The following is a 15200-nucleotide window of genomic DNA, read 5'->3' on the forward strand; positions in this document are numbered from 1 at the left end:
CCGACATCCCCCGGGCGCCCGCGCCCGGGGGATTTGGCGGCTACGCCGCGTCGTCCCCGGAGACGAACGCCGCCCGCAGTTCCTCACGCAGCGAGCGCTGGAAGGCCGTCACCAGCGCCTGCACCACCATCGGCTGCATGTGCGCGGACAGGGCCTTCATCGACTCCACCCGCTCCGGATCGCTCTCGCCCTCGGTGAACGGCCCCCACACCTCGTCCCGGAACAGTGCGGTCAGCTCGTGCGCCGCCGACCTGGTGTGCTCCACCAGGACCTGCCGGGCCGCCAGGATCGTCTCGTGCGCGATCGGTACGTCGAGCAGGGCGACCCCCAGCCGCAGCAGCCCCACGTCCACCCGGAACCCCCCTCCCGAGGGCGCCAGCACGTTCATCGCCGTCAGCCGCCGGACATCGGTGTCCGTCAGCGGCCGCCCCGCCCGCCGCTCCAACTCCTCCCGCGACGCCTCCTGCGCCGCGTCCGGGGCCCAACTCGCCACCATCGCGCGGTGGATAGCCAGGTCGTGCGGGCTCAGGTCGGCGGGGAGCGCTTCCAGATAGCGCTCGATGGCCGACAGGGTCATGCCCTGGTGCTGCAACTCCTCGATCAGGGCCAGCCGGGACAGGTGCTCCGGGCCGTAGTGGCCCACCCGACGAGGACCGATCACGGGAGGGGGCAAAAGCCCGCGCGTGCTGTAGAACCGTACGGTGCGCACGGTGACGCCCGCCCGGGCCGCCAGCTCGTCCACGGTGAGCATCGGCTCGGGTGCCTGGTCGGCCATCGTCTGCGCCTCGCTCTCTGCTCCACAGCTTGGGTTCAACAGTATTGCTGTCGCACCAACGATGTGAAACGGCCAGGAGCTGCCCATGCCCACGAACCTGCGACTGCCCGGACGACCCGAAGACCTCACCGTGCCTGCCCTGCTGGCCCGCAACGCCGCCGAGTACGGGGAGCTCCCCGCCCTCTCGTGGCGCACCGGACCCGATGCCGGGCAGTGGACGACCCTCAGCTGGAGCGAGGTCCGCCGGCAGGTCGCCGTCCTCGCCGCCGGCTACGCCTCCCTCGGCGTCGAGCGCGGCGAGCACGTGCTGCTGATGATGTCCAACCGACCGGAGCACTGGCTCAGCGACCTCGCCCTCGTCCACCTCGGCGCCGTCCCCGTCACCGTGTACGGGACCTCCGCGCCGGAGCAGACAGCCCACATCGCCCGCCACAGCCGGGCCCGGACCGCCGTCGTCGAGGGCGCCCGCGAACTGGCCCGGTGGGAACCGCTGCTGGCCGACCCGGGCGTACCGCTGGAGCGGCTGGTGGTGGCCGAGGCGGCCGAGGCCGGGCCGCACTCCACGTACGCGTCCCTGTACGCGGGCGGCGCCCGGCAGCACCGCGCGGACTCCTTCGAGAAGGCCTGGCGCGAGACCCGCCCCGAGGACCCGCTGACCGTCGTCTACACCTCGGGCACCACCGGCGACCCCAAAGGCGTCCGGCTGACCCACCGCAACCTGATGCTCCAGACGGTCCGGCTCGACCGGCACGTCGACCTGCCCGAGCACGCCGAGCACATCTGCTACCTCCCCTTCGCGCACATCGCCGAACGGGTCCTGGGCATCTACCTGCCCCTGCTGCGCGCCGCGCACGTCCGGCTGTGCGCCGATCCCACCGCCGTCGCCGGAGCGGTCCGCGAGCTGCGGCCGGTGCAGTTCTTCGGCGTGCCCCGGGTGTGGGAGAAGCTCGCCGCCGGCGTCAAGGCGGTCCTTGCGCGGCTGCCGCGGGAGCAGCGGGAGGCCATCGAGGCGGCCAACGACCTGGCCCGCGCCCTGGCCGGCCACCGGGAGCGCGGTGAGCCGGTCCCGGCCGCGCTCGAAACCGCGTACACCCGAGCCAAGGAGCAGGTGCTCGACCCGCTGCTGGGCCTCGCGGGCCTGGACCGGCTGATATGGACGGCCAGTGCCACCGCGCCGATGCCGATCGACGTGGTCCGCTTCTGGGCCGGCTGGGGCATCACCATCATGGACGCCTGGGGGCTCACCGAGACCGCCGGCGTGTGCACGGTCAACAGCCCGGACGCCTTCCGGCTCGGATCGGTGGGGCGGCCGATCGAGGGGCTGGAGATCCGTCTCGCGCAGGACGGGGAGATCCTCACCCGGGGCGCCACCGTCTTCGGCGGCTACCTGCGGCCCGACGGCTCGGTGGAGAGCGCGACCGACGCGCAGGGCTGGTTCCCGACCGGGGACGTCGGCCGGCTCGACGAGGACGGGTTCCTCTGGCTGACCGACCGCAAGAAGGAACTGATCATCACCTCGAACGGGAAGAACGTCTCCCCGGCGCTGGTGGAGAACACGGTCAAGGAGCACCCGTTGATCGGCCAGGCGCTGGTGCACGGCGACGGCCGGTCCTACCTGGTCGCGCTGCTGGTCCTGGACCCCGACATGGCCCCGGTGTGGGCCGCCGCCCAGGGGCTGGAGGCGGCCTCGCCCGCCGAGCTGGCCGAGCACTCGGCCGTGCGCGCCGAGGTGGCCCGCGCGGTCGAGGCGGCCAACGCCCGGCTCAACCGCACCGAGCAGATCAAGCGGTACCGGCTGCTGGCCGAGGAGTGGGGGCCCGAGAGCGGGGAGCTCACCCCGTCGCTCAAACTGCGGCGCCGCGTCGTCCGGGAGAAGTACGGATCCCTGATCGACGGCCTGTACGAGGACCCGTACCGGGCCCCGTGACCCGGACCGCCCCGCCCGGCTGGGCGGGGCGGTCAGTCCCCCGGGTGGCCGGGGCGGGGGTTCAGCGGGTGCCGACGGCGACGATGGCGAGGGCGTCGAGCGCGATGACGGCGTACGCGGTCTGTCGCCGCGGCTCGTTCACGCGGCGGCCCAGCAGTGCGCCGGGTGGTGGTGGACGGCCCAGGCGTATCCGCAGGTCGTGCACCGGGCCATGGGTCCGCCGTACAGCGGTGCGATTCGGGCGGGCAGGCCGCAGGAACACGGCACGTCCTGCCGGTCGCACACCCCGTCCGGGTGCGCCGCGGATGCGGTGGCCTCCCGCGTCAGCCGCGTCAGATCGAAGGCCTGCTGCTCCATCCGCCCCAGGCCGGCGCTCACCACGGTGTGGCCTCGGCGAGGCGGGCCGTGCCGACGCGGACGAGGAGTGCGACGGCGGCCGAGGGGCAGTGCCGGGGCCCGTGGCCGGGGGCCGCCCAGTACACCGGCGTCTGGGGCGAGTACCGGTCGAGGTCGGGGGCGGGGACGCCGAGGTGCGTGCCGGGGGGCAGGGCCTCGACGCCGGGGGTGGTGGTCCCCCAGTCGAGCTGTGCGCCGGTTGCCGTCAGGGGGTAGTAGTTGCGGCCGCGTCCGTCGTGGATGACGGGCCCGTCCAGGCGGTCGTCGAGTACGGAGCCGACTCTGTCGGGGTCCGCGGACTCCAGGGCCGCGTGGACGATCGCCTCGGGCAGCCGGACCGCGCCGAACCCGCGGCCCACCGGGATCACGGCGATACCGGAATCGGCCCACTCCGTCCACACCCGGGCGGGGTCCGGGTGACTGGAAGCGAGCCATTCGCCCATCGTCTCGCGGCGTCTCACGACTGCTCTCCCTACCGTCGCCAACGGGTCGTGAGACCAGCCTGACGCGGCGGCAGAGCAGGATTACTCACAGATTTGTGAGTGCTACAGCCCGATCCACCGAGCCATCCCCCCGAGGCTGTCGGGCGCGCGCCGCGACATGTGCACCAGCCCGCGGATCGTGCTCCTTGTGCCGGGCAGATGCCGTGTCTGCTCCGGTGCCACCCTCCGCGCCTCCGCCAGGTACCGCAGCGATGTCTTCGCCGACCCCGCCTCCATCTCCACCAGCGCACGGTCCACCAGGTAACGGGCCCGCCGGGACGTCAGCGTCGAGGCCGGAAGGCGAAGGGTTCGAGCCCGGGCGAGGGCCGTGTCGAAATCGCTCATAGCGATCGAGGTACCGAGTTCGTGCAGCTTCACGTTGGCTTGCCCGAACGACAGCCAGTGCACATCGCAGGCCTCCCCGCCCACTCGGTCCGCGAGCTCTCGGGCAGCGGCCAGGTGCGTATCCACCGCGGCCGCGTCCTCGTTCGTCGCAGCCACCGTAGCCAGCCCGAGGTGGAGCTGTCCGGTCACGGCCAGAGCCTCGCGGCTCGTCTCTCCGTTGAGCAAGGCCTGCCCGGAGGTGATCAGCGACGAGGACATGGCGCCCCGCCACAGGGTCGCGCGCTTGTAGCGCTGAACGGCTTCCAGACAGGGGTCCGACGCCCGGCCCGCCGCCCAGCCCATCCGGTCGAGGGCGACGCGAGCAAGGTCTGGGTGGTCGAGTTTCAGGGTGACGTCGTGTGCGGTGCGGTAGGCCGAGGCGAGCGCCTGCCACACGGGTGTTGTCGGCCCCGTCCACGCGGTGTGCGTCAGCTCAATGATCAGAGCCGGCAGGGCGCGTGCTGCGGCCCGAAGATGTGTGGCCCGCACCTGCTGGCACAGAGTGTCCGCCTCGGCGATCAGGTTCGGCAACGGTCGGATCCTGAGCAGGTCAAGGTTGGGGCCGAGGTCGAACCGGTCAAGGGCTTCCCGGATCGGGGTGACGAGGGAGACCAGCCGGTCGGGGGGCAGCGATGTCAATGCAGGGGGGCCTGTCAACCGGGACGCGTCCACTTTGAGAGCTTGTGCCACGGCCGCTACGAAGCCGGGAGTTGCGGGACGCGCACCGCATTCGACTTGGTTGAGAAGGCTGAGGCTGTACGGGATTCGGTGGGCTAGCTCGCGTTGAGTGAGGCGGGCGAGGCGCCGCTGTTCCTGGATCCGCGATCCGGTGTGGCCATCGTCAAGTGCGGGCATAGCGGTCTCCGTCCACGACTCGTCATCATGGACGGTACCGCGCACAATGCGCTCGGTCTGCCTTCGCCCCGACTCCGCGCGGATCGGGAGCGGTTGCATAGGCTCAGGTGCCATGACGACGAGGACGTTGTACCTGCTCTGCTCGGCCGCGCCGCCCGTCTTCGAGGTCGCTGGTGTGGTGGCAGAGGCGCAGCGCCGTGGCTGGGACGTGTGCCTTGGGCTGACGCCCACAGCTGCCGACTGGTTGGAAGACAGCCTGTCCGGTCTGACCGCACTGACCGGGCACCCGGTCCGTAGCCGCTACAAGCGGCCCGGAGACTCCGACGTATGGCCCAAGGCGGACGCGATCCTAGTGGCCCCGGCCACCTTCAACACGGTCAACGCGTGGGCGCTGGGCCTCACTGACCGGTTCGTCGTGGGCGTCGTCGCCGAGGCCATCGGTAAGGAGATCCCGATGGCCGTGATGCCCTGTGTGAACTCGGCCTATGCCCGACATCGAGCCCTTGACCGGTCCTTGCAAGAGCTGCGGGACATGGGTGTGGAGGTGCTGTACGGCGAGAGTGGCTTCGAGCCGAACGCGCCCGGCGAGAAGCGCCCGTACCCATGGGCGCTGGCGCTCGACTCCGTTGACCGACTCGTCGGCTAGTACTCCAGGCGCATTTCGTGATGAGGGCGTTGCAGGCGTCGTGGGTCGGGTGTGCGCGGGCTCAGTTCGTATATCGAGAATTCCTGCAGGTGCGGCTCGGTAGGGTCGGGCCGTGATCCCGGATGAAAGTGGCCCTGTCGATCCGGCACCTGCCCTGAACTGGCAGGACGGCTCCACACTGCGCTGGACCGAACAGCCCGAGGAGGTCGATGCCGCGTTCGGCCGGGACGAGTCGCTCGTCGGGTGTCTGTCATCGCGCTCGCTCTCAATCATGCGGACGCGGACGCGATTCTGCTCCGAGTCGCCAAGGCACTGGAGGCGGAGGACCCGGAGGTCCGCCGCCAAGGTGTCGTTGCTCTGGCCCACGTCGCCCGTCTGCATCGAACCGTTGATCGACGATGTCTCGATCTCCTCCGCGGTTGCCCACGTGGCAACGAAGCCGATGATGACCTGTGGTCCTTCGTCGCCCACCGGCGGCTTCCCTGGTGGCTCTGGCGGCACCACTTCACGGAGCGACTGACCTGGTTGCTCAGGGACAGGTGGCGGGACTGACCCTGCCAGTGGCAGCACTGCCAGTATGGCCGCGCCGATCGCGCCGATCGTGCCCCTGCGGGCCTCGAACTCCGTCCGCGCCCGACATGCGGTGGCGGCCGTGACGGCGGTGGAGGCTGCGGTGCGAGGGCGCGGGGAGGTGGCCGAACCGCCCCATCGCCCGCTCGGCTGCGGTCATCGCGGTGGAGACCGGGTCCGCCCGCACGCGCCGCGAACTGGCCACCCTGGAGCGGGCCATGCGGCCGTGGCACGATGCGCCGGTAGGCCGGGACCTCGCCGAGGTGCCGGCGCCTGTGACCGAGGGGAGCTGACATGGGCGTACCGCAGCCGATGACGCACGAGCAGATCGCTGAACGGCTGGCCGCGCTGCCGGGATGGGAGCAGGACGGCTCGGCGATCGCCCGGACGTATCTGATCCGCTACCACGCCGCGGTGGCCGCGATAGTCACGATCGCGGACCGCTCCCGCAGGGTCCAGCACCACGCGGACCTCGACCTGCGTATCGATCACCTGCGGGCGTCGATCACGACGCACGACGCGGGTAACCGACTGACCGCAGCCGACTTCGACCTCGCGCACCGTATCGACGAAATCGTCGCCGCACACCAGGCGATCCCCCTGGACTGACCCCGCACGCACGAAAGCGCCCCCTCCCAACCCGAAGGCGGGCAGGGGGCGTTGTGCTATTCGGTCCTGGTTGTCTACGGGGCCGGGTGGCCCACTACGGGGTTGTGGTCGGAGAGGTTGGTGTAGGTGTAGGAGGTGCCCCAGCTGGAGACCGTCCAGGGGGCCGACACCTCGTTCACCACGTGGTTCTCCCAGGCGGCCGGACGGGCGTGGCCCTTGCGGTGGAGGACGTAGTCCAGGTCCTCGCGCGGGTCCGTGGGGTAGCGGTAGCGCGCGATCGAGTTCTGCGCGGTGTCGAAGGAGTACGGGTGGCCCGTGCGGGTGTCCGAGCCGGCCAGGTCGGCGTTGGCGAGCATCGAGGCGTACTCGGGCGTGCGCGAGTCGACGTTCAGGTCCCCGGCCACGATGACCTGCTCGTTCGCCGGGATGTTCTTGCCGTCGAGGAAGCCGTCGATGGCCCGGAACTGGCGGGCGCGCATCTCCGCCGCCTCACCGGCGCCGCAGCCCGGGTCGGTGGACTGGGCGTGGGTGCCGACCACGTGCACCCTGGCGCCGTTCACATCGAGCACCGCGTAGGCGAAGCCCTTGTTCGACCACCAGTCGGCGCCGCAGGCGTCCTTGAACACGACCTGCTCCTTGCGCACGATCGGCCACTTGCTCAGGATCGTGACGCCGCCGTCCTCCGGGGTGGTCGAGGAGTACGCGCCCCCGGTGGCGTCCCAGCCGCTCCTGCTCCGGCCGATGACCGGGGTCTGGTACGGGTACTGCGCGGCCGAGTTGGCCTTCAGCGCGTCGGAGGCGCCGTTGTCGAAGGCCTCCTGGAGCACGACCACGTCGTGTCCCTGGTAGTACGGCGCCCGGGGGATCGCCGCCGCGCGGTGGTCCTGGCCCCAGTTCGGGTAGAGGTTCTTGCTCATCAGGAAGACGTTGTACGACAGGACGCTGAGCCGGGGCGCCGCGGACTCCGCGGCCGCGGCGGTGGGCGTGGCGGTGGCCGCGAGCGCGCCGGCGGCTATCGCCGCGACGACCGCGGCGGCGGCCCGGGGACGGCGGTGCGTGGTGAGCGGCATGAGGTCTCCATCGTTGCGGCGGGACGAGCGGGGAAGATCGGCTCCGTCATCCAAGCAGCCGCGGTTACCTCTGGGTAACACCCGTGACAAGACTTTCTGTCCGGAACACGGCGGGGCGGGTACGGCGGTGAAAACGGAGCCGATCAGTCCTCCGGCCGGGCCCCGCGCCGGGCCCCTGGCCGGGTCCGCGAACGCGGCCGCGTGCGGGTCGCGTACGGGCCGCATACGCGTCCGAGCGAGGCCGCGTGCGCACGGCCGGGCCGCCCCCGGGGGAAGGACCGCGAGCGCCGTCATACTGGGAGTACGGCGAGGCCGACACCCTGGGGGCGCACGCATGAGCACGACGGACCACCCGGCGCAGGACCCCGCGGCGCAGGCGGCGCAGGCGGCGCAGGGGCGCCCGCGCGCGGCAGGCGGCCGCCGGGCCGACCCGGAGCCGCCCCCGCCCGGGGGCGTGCTGTGGACCATCGCCGGCGACGTCCGAACGCTCCTGATGCTGCCCGCCGCCTTCACCATGCAGGTCGCGCACCCCGCGATCGCCGCCGGCGTCGACGAGTACTCGGTCTTCCGCACCGACCCGTGGGGGCGCGGCGAGCGCTCGCTGCGCTCCGCCCAGCTGTGGGTCTACGGCGGCGAGGAGGCCGCCGAGGAGGGCCGCCGGGTGCGCCGCCTGCACAAGGACATCCAGGGGATCGACACCCGGGGCCGGCGCTACCACTCCCTCGACCCCGCCTGCTATGCATGGGTGCACGCGACCGGCTTCCCGGTCTACGTGTACGCCGGCCGGTACCTGCTGCGCCGCTTCACGCCCGCCCAGGAGCGCCGGCTCTACCAGGAGTGGCTCCAGGTCGGCCGGATCCTCGGCCTCCACGACCGGGACATGCCGCAGACCGTCGAGGAGTACTGGACGTACTGGGCCCGCATGCTGGCCGAGGAGATCGGGCCCACGAAGGTCGTCCGCGAGCTGGTCGCCACCGACGTGCCGCTGCCCCGACCCGAGGGCGGCCCGGCGGCCGTGCGGCTGCTGGTGCGGCTCGCCTGGCCGGCGCTGCGGGCGGGGTTCCTGCGCCTGCGGGCCTTCGTCACCGTCGGGTACATGCCGCCCGAGGCCCGCGCCGCGATCGGCCTGGAGTGGAGCGCCGCCCAGGAGCGCAGGCTCCGGTGGTTCAGCGCGGCGGTGCGGATCCTCGTACCGCTGCTGCCGGAGCGGCTGCGGTACCTGCCGCTCGCGCGGGCGGCGCGCGCCCGATGGCGCGCCGCCGCCCGCTGACGGGCTCAGTGGTCGTGGATCGCGTTCGTCTCCGCGATCTTCTTCCACGACTTCGGCTCGACCGGCGGCGCGGCCGGGAGCGAGCGGGCCGACGGCTGCCGCTGCTCCGCCGCCCGGTCCGCGGCCTCCGGGTTCAGCGCGGAGGCCGCCGGCTTGCCCGGCGTGTACAGCCAGGTCTCGAACAGCTGGGCCAGGGGCTTGCGGGAGATCTTCTCCGCGTAGCGGACGAAGTCCCCGACCTCGGCGTTGCCGTGCGCGCGCTCGGTCGGCCAGCCCTTGAGGATCTGGAAGAACGCCTCGTCGCCGACCTCGTTGCGCAGCGCCTGCACGGCGATCGCGCCGCGGTCGTAGACCGCTCCGTGGAACTGGTTGTCCGGACCGGGGTCGCCCGGCTTGACCTGCCAGAACGGGTCCTCGGCCGGGCGGATCGAGTAGGCCCAGTCGGCCAGCTCCCGCGCCGTGCCCTCGCCCTCCTTCTCCGACCACAGCCACTGGCTGTAGCGGGCGAAGCCCTCGTTGATCCAGATGTCCTTCCAGCTCTCGATGGACACGCTGTCGCCGTACCACTGGTGGGCCAGCTCGTGCACGACCACCGAGATGTTGGCGCCGTTCTGGAACTGCCGCGGCCCGTAGAACGGGCGGGTCTGGGTCTCCAGCGCGAAGCCGGCGTTCACGTTCGGCACGTACCCGCCCAGCGCGTTGAAGGGGTACGGCCCGAAGAGGCCCTCCAGCCACTCCGCGACCTCACCGGTCCGCTCCACGCTCGCGCGCGCCGCGCCCGCGTTGTCGCCGAGGTCCTTGCTGTAGGCGTTGAGGATCGGCAGCCCGCTCGCCGTCCGGTCGGTGGTGATGTCGAACCGGCCGACGGCGAGCGTGGCGAGGTAGGTGGCCTGCGGCTTGTTGGACCTCCAGTTGTACCGGGTCCAGCCGAGGCGGGAGGTCTGCGACTGGAGCACGCCGTTGCTGATGGCCTGGGTGCCGTCGGGCACGTTCACCGACACGTCGAAGGTGGCCTTGTCGAGCGGGTGGTCGTTGCTCGGGAACCACCAGATCGCCGAGTCGGGCTCCTGCGCCGCCACACCGCCGTCGGGCGTGCGGTGCCAGGCCGTCCAGCCGTCCACCTTCAGCTCGGAGGGCTTTCCGGCGTACTTGACGACCACGGTGAGCGGGGTGTTGCGGGCCAGCGGCTTCGCCGGGGTGACCTCCAGCTCCTGCGTGCCGGTCGCGGCGAACCCCGCCTTGACGCCGTTCACCCGGACCTCGCTGACCCGCAGGCCGAAGTCCAGGTTGAAGCGGGACAGGTCCTGCTTGGCGGTGGCCAGGAGGGTGGCGGTGCCTTCGAGCAGGTCCGTCTTCGGCTGGTACTGCAGGCGCAGGTCGTAGTGCGAGACGTCGTATCCGCCGTTGCCGCTGGCCGGGTAGTAGGGATCGCCGATACCCGGGGCTCCCGGGCCGTAACTCGCCGCCGACGCCGGGATCACCAGCAGCAGGGAGGCGGCGAGCACGCTCGGGGCGAGGACTTTGCGGTGCACGAAGGGCTCCAAGTGGTAGGGGAGACACATCGGTTCACGGTCTCGTCGTTCGACCGTATTCACCCCTGGCGGCCCACGTCATGTCCATGGCCCCCGCTGTCACACGATCGCCATCCGGCCGCAAGAATCACCCGCCCGGATGCCCCGCCCCGGGCCTCCCACCTGTGCGTCCGTCCTGCTCCGCCCCGTTCGCACCCCGTTTGCGCGGGGCACCCGGCGCCCCGCGCACGGCCGGAACATCGTCCTGATGCCGCCGCACGCCCGGCCGCACGCCCGACGCACGGCCGCGCGCGCAAGCCGGACGCCGGGATCCGACCCGTACGAGTGACACCGCGGCCACCGCCGCCGGTTGAGGGCCTAGCGTGGTCGGCCTGCGCCCCGCCAGGGGGGCGACCAGCACCGGGGGGTGCCGTGGGCAGTTACGAGCCGGTCAGGGGCAGCGCGTACTCGGGGAGCGACTGGATCGGGCAGAGCCGGCACTCCTTCTGCGTCGGGATGGCCCTGCACTACGACGCGAAACGGCGCGAGGCGCTCGCCGACGGGGACACCGGGAGCGCGCGGACGTACGAGGCCTGGGGGACGGCGTTCCTGACGGAGACGCAGAACTGGCTGACGGGGCGCTTCGTCCACGGCGGCTACGAGCCCAAGCGGATCGTCCCCGACGAGGAGGCGCCCGGACTCCGCGCCCGGGACGCCGAACGCGAGCGGGCCGCGGCGGACGCCGCCGCCCTGGCCGAGGCCCGGAAGCGGGCAAGGCTGCGCGCGGCCCCCGGCGCGTACCGGCCGTACTCGGGCGGCCTGCCCACCCTCGGACGGCGCCGGCGCTGAGCGGACACGCCGGGCCGCCCTTCCCGCCGGGCCGCGCTCCGCCCCGGCGGCGGGCGGCGGTAAGGCCCCTGTCGGCGGCGGAAGGCCCCTCGGCGGGCGTCCCGGAGGCCCCCTCTGTCCCACATACCGAATAGTCGGTAACCTGCCGGGCATGACGCTTCCCCCGCTCGCCGCCCGGCACTGCTGGCACGGTGCGATCAACCCGCTGCACTCCACGGTCTACTTCTCCCCGGACACCGCCAAGGAGTTCGCCGCCCTCGGGATCACCGACCCGGTCGCCGTCAACCTCGCGAGCCGCTCCGCCGCCATGGGCGCGGTCACGGCCGGCACGGTCGCCGCCACCTTCTACAACTACGCGCACCAGCACATCGCCGCGCACGTGCCCGCCGTATGGGACACCGCCACCCCCGCGCAGGTCCTCGCCGCCCGGCTGCGGGCCGCCGACGCCACCCTGCGCCGCCTGCTCGGCGCCGAGACGATCGCCTCGCCCGAGCTCGCCGAGGCCGCCGACCTGGCGATACGTGCGGCCGAGGGCTGCACCCGGCACGCCCGCCCCCTGTACGCGGCGCACGCCGACCTCCCCGTCCCCGAGACCCCGCACCTGCGGCTGTGGCACGCCGCCACCCTGTTGCGCGAGCACCGGGGCGACGGCCACCTCGCCGCCCTCCTCGTCGCCGGCCTGGACCCGGTGGAGGCTCTCGTCAGCCACACCGCGACGGGCAAGGGGATGACCCCGAAGTGGACCAGGGCCACCCGGGGCTGGCGGACGTCCGACCTGGAGGACGCCGCCGAGCGGCTGCGCCGGCGCGGCGTGCTCGACGCCGAGGGGGCGCTGACCGAGGAGGGCGTCGCCCTGCGCGAACGGCTGGAGACCGAGACCGACCGCCTCGACTCCGCCCCCTACGAGCACCTGGGCGCGGCGGGAGTGGCCCGCCTCGCGGAACTCGGCGGCGCCCTCGTGGTGAAGGCCGTGACCGCGGGAGCCTTCCCGGCCGACCTGCGCGGCAGGGCCTGAGGCCGGTTCCGGGCAGGGCTTCCCGCGTCCGCCACCGCCACCTGCCACAATTGGCAGCCTTCCAGTGCAAACGAAGGCAGGCGGGACCCGATCGTGACGACGTCCATCGAAGGCAGGATCGCCGAGGAGCTCGGCGTACGGGAGCGGCAGGTCAGGGCCGCCGTGGAGCTCCTCGACGGCGGCTCCACCGTGCCGTTCATCGCGCGCTACCGCAAGGAAGCGACCGAGATGCTCGACGACGCCCAGCTGCGCACCCTGGAGGAGCGGCTGCGCTACCTGCGGGAGCTGGAGGACCGGCGCGCGGCGATCCTGGACTCCGTACGGGAGCAGGGCAGGCTCGACGCCGCGCTGGAGGCGCGGATCAACGCGGCCGACACCAAGGCCCGGCTGGAGGACATCTACCTCCCCTTCAAGCCCAAGCGGCGCACCAAGGCGCAGATCGCCCGGGAGGCGGGCCTGGAGCCGCTGGCCGACGCGCTGCTCGCCGACCCGTCGGCCGAACCGGCCTCCCTGGCCGCCGCGTTCGTCGACGCCGACAAGGGCGTCGTCGACGCGGCGGCGGCCCTGGACGGGGCCCGGGCCGTCCTCACCGAGCGGTTCGCCGAGGACGCCGACCTGATCGGCGAACTGCGCGAACGCATGTGGGGACGGGGCCGGCTCACCGCGAAGGTCCGCGAGGGCAAGGAGGAGTCGGGCGCCAAGTTCGCCGACTACTTCGACTTCGCCGAGCCGTTCACCGAGCTGCCCTCGCACCGCGTCCTCGCGATGCTGCGCGGCGAGAAGGAGGAGGTCCTCGACCTCGTCCTGCAGCCGGAGGAGCCGAGCGAGATCCCCGGCCCGTCCACGTACGAGGGCATGGTCGCCCGCCGCTTCGGCATCGCGGCCCCCTCGGAGTCGGGCCGCCCCGGTGACAAGTGGCTGGCCGACACCGTCCGCTGGGCCTGGCGCACGAAGATCCAGGTGCACCTCGGCATCGACCTGCGCACCCGGCTGCGCCAGGCCGCGGAGGACGAGGCCGTCCGGGTCTTCGCGTCGAACCTGCGCGACCTGCTGCTCGCGGCGCCCGCGGGCACCCGGGCCACCCTCGGTTTGGACCCGGGCTTCCGGACGGGCGTCAAGGTCGCCGTCGTGGACGCCACCGGCAAGGTGGTGGCCACGGACGTGATCCACCCGCACGTGCCCGCCAACCGGTGGGACGAGTCCCTCGCCAAGCTGGCCCGCCTCGCGAAGGAGCACGCCGTCGAGCTGGTCGCCATCGGCAACGGTACGGCCTCCCGCGAGACCGACAAGCTGGCCGGCGACCTCATCACCCGACACCCCGAGCTGAACCTCACCAAGGTGATGGTCTCCGAGGCGGGCGCCTCCGTGTACTCCGCCTCCGCCTTCGCGTCGCAGGAACTCCCCGGCATGGACGTGTCCTTGCGCGGAGCGGTCTCCATCGCCCGCCGCCTCCAGGACCCCCTCGCCGAGCTGGTCAAGATCGACCCGAAGTCGATCGGCGTCGGCCAGTACCAGCACGACCTGTCCGAGGTGAAGCTCTCGCGCTCACTCGACGCGGTGGTCGAGGACTGCGTGAACGGCGTCGGCGTGGACGTCAACACCGCCTCGGCGCCGCTGCTCTCGCGGGTCTCCGGCATCAGCGGCGGGCTCGCCGAGAACATCGTGGCCCACCGCGACGCCAACGGCCCCTTCCGCAGCCGCAAGGGGCTCAAGGACGTGGCCCGGCTCGGCCCGAAGGCGTACGAGCAGTGCGCGGGCTTCCTGCGCATCCGCGGCGGGGACGACCCGCTGGACTCCTCCGCCGTGCACCCCGAGGCGTACCCCGTGGTCCGGGCCATGGGCAAGACCGCCGGCGGCGAGGTGGCGGCCCTGATCGGCAACACCGGCGTGCTGCGCTCCCTGCGGCCCGAGCAGTTCGTCACCGAGTCCTTCGGCCTGCCCACGGTCACGGACATCCTGCGCGAGCTGGAGAAGCCGGGCCGCGACCCGCGTCCCGCCTTCAAGACCGCGACCTTCAAGGAGGGCGTGGAGAAGATCGGCGACCTGGCCCCGGGGATGGTCCTGGAGGGCGTGGTCACCAATGTCGCCGCCTTCGGCGCCTTCATCGACATCGGCGTCCACCAGGACGGGCTGGCCCACGTCTCGGCCCTGTCGAAGAGCTTCGTCAAGGACCCGCGCGACGTGGTCAAGCCGGGCGACATCGTCCGCGTCAAGGTCATGGACGTGGACATCCCGCGCAAGCGGATCTCGCTGACCCTGCGGCTGGAGGACGAGGCCGGGGCGGAGCGCGGCGCGGGCGCTCCCCGGCAGCGGGAGGACCGCCAGGAGCGGCGCGGCGGCGGCCGTCCGCCGCAGCAGCGCGGCGGGGGCGCCCGCGAAGGCGCACCGGCCCAGGGCGGCCGGGGCCAGGGCCAGGCAGGCGGTCAGACCGGCCGCCAGGGCGACGGCCGGGGCCAAGGGGGCGGCCAGCGCGGCGGCCAGGACCGGCGCCCCGCCGGGGCCGGCGCGCCGGCCCCGGCCAACAGCGCGATGGCGGACGCCCTGCGGCGCGCCGGCCTGACCGGCAAGGAGGAGCGCCGCAAGCGCTGAGGCCGTCCCCCCGGGGATCCTGCCGGTCGGGCCGCGCGGCCCGGTGTCGGTCACTTCCCCGGAGGGGGTCTTGCAGCCACCTCGTACGCGCGTTTCTTCGAACGGAATGGCCGAATAGGTACCCCACATGGGGACATACCTTGCCAACTCCCGTACAAGATCTGTAGGCATGGTGGAACGCCCGTTCGTCACCCGGCGGACGGGCTTCCGCGTTTCTTCCCAGGACCGCATCCCCGAGGCCGCATTGAAGGC

General features: G+C 72.7%; 13 protein-coding genes. 7 read left to right on the plus strand and 6 right to left on the minus strand.

Annotated elements, in window-relative coordinates:
* Positions 1 to 40: 40 nt before the first annotated feature.
* Positions 41 to 775 (minus strand): MerR family transcriptional regulator, encoded by a 735-nt coding sequence (locus ACFWUQ_RS16105; protein ID WP_384538225.1) that lies wholly within the window; start codon positions 773 to 775, stop codon positions 41 to 43.
* A gap of 85 nt (positions 776 to 860) precedes the next feature.
* Here ACFWUQ_RS16105 and ACFWUQ_RS16110 point away from each other — a divergent pair, with 85 nt between their 5' ends.
* A complete protein-coding gene (locus ACFWUQ_RS16110) occupies positions 861 to 2702 on the plus strand; it encodes an AMP-dependent synthetase/ligase (protein ID WP_384538227.1) in 1842 nt (613 codons plus the stop codon).
* 61 nt (positions 2703 to 2763) lie between these two features.
* Here ACFWUQ_RS16110 and ACFWUQ_RS16115 read toward each other — a convergent pair whose 3' ends face one another.
* From ACFWUQ_RS16115 to ACFWUQ_RS16125, 3 genes are all read right to left on the minus strand, one after another.
* Positions 2764 to 2907 (minus strand): hypothetical protein, encoded by a 144-nt coding sequence (locus ACFWUQ_RS16115; RefSeq protein ID WP_384538229.1) that lies wholly within the window; start codon positions 2905 to 2907, stop codon positions 2764 to 2766.
* Positions 2908 to 3076: 169 nt separating this feature from the next.
* Entirely contained in the window at positions 3077 to 3559 is a 483-nt protein-coding gene (locus ACFWUQ_RS16120) for a hypothetical protein (RefSeq protein ID WP_384538230.1), read from the minus strand.
* 84 nt (positions 3560 to 3643) lie between these two features.
* On the minus strand, positions 3644 to 4819 hold the full coding sequence (locus ACFWUQ_RS16125; RefSeq protein ID WP_384538232.1) for a helix-turn-helix domain-containing protein: 1176 nt from the start codon (positions 4817 to 4819) through the stop codon (positions 3644 to 3646).
* A gap of 112 nt (positions 4820 to 4931) precedes the next feature.
* Here ACFWUQ_RS16125 and ACFWUQ_RS16130 point away from each other — a divergent pair, with 112 nt between their 5' ends.
* Together ACFWUQ_RS16130 and ACFWUQ_RS16135 are read left to right on the plus strand one after the other, a co-directional pair.
* Positions 4932 to 5465, plus strand: a complete 534-nt coding sequence (locus ACFWUQ_RS16130) for a flavoprotein (protein ID WP_384538234.1) — start codon at positions 4932 to 4934, stop codon at positions 5463 to 5465.
* 864 nt (positions 5466 to 6329) lie between these two features.
* Complete coding sequence (locus ACFWUQ_RS16135; RefSeq protein WP_384538236.1) at positions 6330 to 6644, plus strand: 4a-hydroxytetrahydrobiopterin dehydratase; 315 nt, start codon at positions 6330 to 6332, stop codon at positions 6642 to 6644.
* Between the two features lie 74 nt (positions 6645 to 6718).
* Here ACFWUQ_RS16135 and sph read toward each other — a convergent pair whose 3' ends face one another.
* Entirely contained in the window at positions 6719 to 7714 is a 996-nt protein-coding gene (sph, locus tag ACFWUQ_RS16140; RefSeq protein WP_384538238.1) for a sphingomyelin phosphodiesterase, read from the minus strand.
* A gap of 334 nt (positions 7715 to 8048) precedes the next feature.
* Here sph and ACFWUQ_RS16145 point away from each other — a divergent pair, with 334 nt between their 5' ends.
* Entirely contained in the window at positions 8049 to 8984 is a 936-nt protein-coding gene (locus ACFWUQ_RS16145) for an oxygenase MpaB family protein (RefSeq protein ID WP_384538240.1), read from the plus strand.
* A gap of 5 nt (positions 8985 to 8989) precedes the next feature.
* Here ACFWUQ_RS16145 and ACFWUQ_RS16150 read toward each other — a convergent pair whose 3' ends face one another.
* Complete coding sequence (locus tag ACFWUQ_RS16150) at positions 8990 to 10546, minus strand: M1 family metallopeptidase (protein WP_384538242.1); 1557 nt, start codon at positions 10544 to 10546, stop codon at positions 8990 to 8992.
* A 381-nt stretch (positions 10547 to 10927) separates the two neighbouring features.
* On the opposite strand from ACFWUQ_RS16150, the gene ACFWUQ_RS16155 reads away from it, so the two are divergent.
* The 3 genes from ACFWUQ_RS16155 (at position 10928) to ACFWUQ_RS16165 (ending at position 14948) form a co-directional block, all read left to right on the plus strand.
* On the plus strand, positions 10928 to 11344 hold the full coding sequence (locus ACFWUQ_RS16155) for a hypothetical protein (protein WP_384538244.1): 417 nt from the start codon (positions 10928 to 10930) through the stop codon (positions 11342 to 11344).
* 151 nt (positions 11345 to 11495) lie between these two features.
* Positions 11496 to 12359, plus strand: a complete 864-nt coding sequence (locus ACFWUQ_RS16160; protein ID WP_384538246.1) for a hypothetical protein — start codon at positions 11496 to 11498, stop codon at positions 12357 to 12359.
* 93 nt (positions 12360 to 12452) lie between these two features.
* Positions 12453 to 14948 (plus strand): Tex family protein, encoded by a 2496-nt coding sequence (locus ACFWUQ_RS16165; protein ID WP_384538247.1) that lies wholly within the window; start codon positions 12453 to 12455, stop codon positions 14946 to 14948.
* The last annotated feature ends 252 nt before the right edge of the window (positions 14949 to 15200 follow it).

This window comes from Streptomyces sp. NPDC058662 (genome assembly GCF_042716255.1).
Classification (GTDB): domain Bacteria; phylum Actinomycetota; class Actinomycetes; order Streptomycetales; family Streptomycetaceae; genus Streptomyces.